The 3,902-nt window shown below is 71.5% G+C and carries 2 protein-coding genes; both read left to right on the top strand.

All coding sequences use genetic code 11. From position 1 onward, the window contains the following. Positions 1-2,051 (top strand): polysaccharide lyase 8 family protein (locus CCN56_RS24085; RefSeq protein WP_179199969.1); only part of this gene is annotated, 2,051 nt, incomplete at its 5' end. A 153-nt stretch (positions 2,052-2,204) separates the two neighbouring features. Further along, positions 2,205-3,788, top strand: a complete 1,584-nt coding sequence (locus tag CCN56_RS24080; protein ID WP_086829915.1) for an acyl-CoA carboxylase subunit beta — start codon at positions 2,205-2,207, stop codon at positions 3,786-3,788. Positions 3,789-3,902: the final 114 nt, after the last annotated feature.

The raw sequence follows: 3,902 nt of genomic DNA, 5'->3' as shown, positions 1-3,902 counted from the left end.
CGCCGGCCGGCGTCACCCAGAGCTACAGCCGCCTGTGGACCATGACCCAGGCGTACATACAGCCCGGCACCGGACTCACCGGCGACGAGAGCCTGCTCGCCGACGTGCTGCGCGGCCTCGACCACCTCTCCGCCACCGTCTACAGGGCGGGGGCCCCGCGCCCCGGCAACTGGTGGGAATGGCAGATCGGCAGCCCCCGCCTCCTCATGGACATCGTCGCCGCCCTCCACCCCCGCCTCGGCGCCGAGCGCATCGCCGCCGCCTGCGCCGCCGTCGACCACTTCGTGCCCGACTCGGCCCTCGCGCAGTACAGCGGCACCTCCACCGGCGCCAATCGCGTCGACCTGTGCCGCTCGGTGGCGCTGCGCGGGGTCCTCGGCGCGAACCCCGCCAAGATCGCCCTCGCCCGCGACGCCCTCTCGCCCGTCTTCCCGTACGTCACCCAGGGCGACGGCCTCTACGCCGACGGCTCCTTCGTCCAGCACACCTGGGTCGCCTACTCCGGCACCTACGGGCAGGTCATGCTCGACGGCCTCGGCAAGCTGTTCTCGCTCCTCGCCGGGTCCACCTGGGCCGTCACCGACCCGAACCGCCAGATCGTCCTGGACAGCGTCGAGAAGGCGTACGCGCCCTTCCTCTACGACGGACTGATGATGGACAGCGTCAACGGGCGCGCCATCAGCCGCGGCTACCTCAAGAACGACGACCGCCGGATCATGCGCTCCGACCACTTCCACGGCCAGGGCGTCATCGCGGCCATCGCCCTCCTCGCGGGCGGGGCCTCCGCCGCCGAGCGGGACCGGTGGCACGCGCGCGTGAAGGGCTGGATCGAGCGCGACACGGTCTCCCCCGTCCTCGCCGCCCGCCAGTTCGGCGTCGCCGACCTCGCCCGGCTGCACGCCGTGGCCGCGTCCCCGCTCCCCGCCGCACCCGAACCGACCGGCCACCGGCTCTTCGCCGCCATGGACCGGGCCGTCCACCGCCGCCCCGGCTGGGCCGCGAACATCGCGATGGCCTCGAACCGGATCGCGTACTACGAGTGCGGCAACGGCGAGAACCCGCGCGGCTGGCACACCGGCGCCGGGATGCTCTCCTGGTGGACCCCGGACCTCGGCGACCAGTACACCGACTGGTTCTGGCCCACCGTCGACCCGTACCGCCTGCCCGGCACCACCGTCTCCACCAAGCGCCTCGCCGACCGGGCGGGCGGCGAGTGGGGCGCGTCCCGGCCGGCGGTCCGCTGGGTCGGCGGCGCCACGGACGGCGAGTACGCGGCCGTCGGCCAGCACCTCAAGGGCCTCGGCTCCACCCTGGAGGCCCGCAAGTCCTGGTTCTGCGCGGCGGACGCGGTCATCTGCCTGGGCGCCGGGATCACCGCGACCGACGGCGTGCCGGTCGAGACGGTCGTCGACAACCGGCTCCTGGGGGAAGCGGGCACCCAGGTCCTCACCACCGGCGAGGGCTGGGCACACCTGGAGGGACACGGCGGCTGGGTCTTCCCGGAGGGCGCCGGGAACCTCCGTACCCTCCGCGAGGACCGCACCGGCGCCTGGAGCGACATCAACACCACCAGCTCCACCGAGCGCAGGACCCGCAGGTACCAGACCCTCTGGCTCGACCACGGCACCGACCCGGTCGCCGCCTCGTACGCGTACCTCCTGATGCCGGGCGCCTCCCCGCGTACGCTCGCGGCCCGCGCCGCGGACCCCGGCTGGCTGCACGTTCTCGACAACACCGCCGAGCGGCAGGCGGTCGCCGTCCCGTCCCTCGGACTGACCGCGGCGAACCTCTGGCAGGCCGGTACGGTGGGCCCCCTCACGGTCACCGCGCCCGCGAGCGTCCTCGTCCGGCGCCGCCGCTCCGTCCTCGATCTGAGGGTCTCCGAGCCGCTCCGCACGGGGCAGTCGTTCGAGCTGGTGTGGAACCGTCCGGTCCGCGGCGTGGTCGGCCACGACCCCTCGGTGGAGGTCCTCGCCACCGGCTCCGAGCTGCGGCTGCGGATCACCCCGGGTACCGGGGGTGCGACCCACGGTTGCGAGGTTCTCCTCTAGGTCTATGTCGGAACCTGACAAATACTCGGGGTGTCTGGCTGTTGACTCGGGCTGGAGGGGCGAGGGTTCTGTCCAGCCCCACCAGGATTCGACACGCGAGACTGTACGGAGTCGACGGCGGGGTTTTCTTGTGTGACTTCGTAGGGTCGGTACATGACCGTTGTGGACCAGATCCCGAGCGAGCCCGCTGACGCCCGTGGCCGAGTGGCCGAGCTGCACGTCCTGCGCGAGCAGGCGATGGCCGGACCGAGCGAGCGGGCCACCGAGGCCCAGCACGCCAAGGGCAAGCTGACCGCGCGCGAGCGCATCGAGCTGCTGCTCGACCCTGGTTCCTTCAACGAGGTCGAGCAGCTGCGCCGGCACCGCGCGCAGGGCTTCGGCCTGGAGGCCAAGAAGCCGTACACCGACGGTGTCGTCACCGGCTGGGGCACGGTCGAGGGCCGCACGGTCTTCGTCTACGCGCACGACTTCCGGATCTTCGGCGGCGCCCTCGGCGAGGCCCACGCCACCAAGATCCACAAGATCATGGACATGGCCATCGCGGCCGGTGCGCCGCTGGTCTCCCTGAACGACGGCGCCGGCGCCCGGATCCAGGAGGGCGTCTCCGCCCTCGCCGGCTACGGCGGCATCTTCCAGCGCAACACCAAGGCCTCGGGCGTCATCCCGCAGATCTCGGTGATGCTCGGCCCGTGCGCCGGCGGCGCCGCGTACAGCCCCGCCCTCACGGACTTCGTGTTCATGGTCCGCGAGACCTCGCAGATGTTCATCACCGGCCCGGACGTCGTCAAGGCGGTCACCGGCGAGGAGATCACCCAGAACGGCCTCGGCGGCGCCGACGTGCACGCCGAGACCTCGGGCGTCGCGCACTTCGCGTACGACGACGAGGAGACCTGCATCGCGGAGGTCCGCTACCTCCTGTCGATGCTCCCGCAGAACAACCGCGAGAACCCGCCGACCGTCGCCTCCGAGGACCCGGCCGACCGCCGCTCCGACGTCCTCCTCGACCTCGTGCCCGCCGACGGCAACCGCCCGTACGACATGCACAAGGTCATCGAGGAGCTCGTCGACGAGGGCGACTACCTGGAGATCCACGAGCGCTGGGCCCGCAACATCATCTGCGCCCTGGCCCGGCTCGACGGCCAGGTCGTCGGCATCGTCGCCAACCAGCCCCAGTCGCTCGCCGGCGTCCTCGACATCGAGGCCTCCGAGAAGGCCGCGCGCTTCGTCCAGATGTGCGACGCCTTCAACATTCCGATCATCACCCTTCTGGACGTACCCGGCTTCCTGCCCGGCGTCGACCAGGAGCACGGTGGAATCATCAGGCACGGCGCGAAGCTGCTGTACGCGTACTGCAACGCGACCGTGCCCCGGATCTCCCTGATCCTGCGCAAGGCCTACGGCGGCGCCTACATCGTGATGGACTCCCAGTCCATCGGCGCCGACCTGACGTACGCCTGGCCCACCAACGAAATCGCGGTCATGGGCGCCGAAGGCGCCGCCAACGTCATCTTCCGCAAGCAGATCGCGGAGGCCGAGGACCCCGAGGCCATGCGGGCCCGCATGGTCAAGGAGTACAAGGCCGAGCTGATGCACCCGTACTACGCGGCGGAGCGCGGCCTGGTCGACGACGTCATCGACCCCGCCGACACCCGCCAGGTGCTCATCAGGTCCCTCGCGATGCTCCGCACCAAGCACGCCGACCTGCCGTCCCGCAAGCACGGCAACCCGCCTCAGTAAGACTCGTCAAGAGGAGTCACCCACGTGAGCACCCCCGCCAACCTTCTCCGCGTCGAGAAGGGCACCGCCGTGATGGCGGCGAGCTCCTCGGGGTCGGCGGTGCCCTTCTCGACG

It is taken from the genome of Streptomyces sp. NRRL B-24572, assembly GCF_002156145.1.
Lineage (GTDB): Bacteria > Actinomycetota > Actinomycetes > Streptomycetales > Streptomycetaceae > Streptomyces > Streptomyces vietnamensis.
This window is presented reverse-complemented; position numbering and strand designations above follow the sequence as displayed.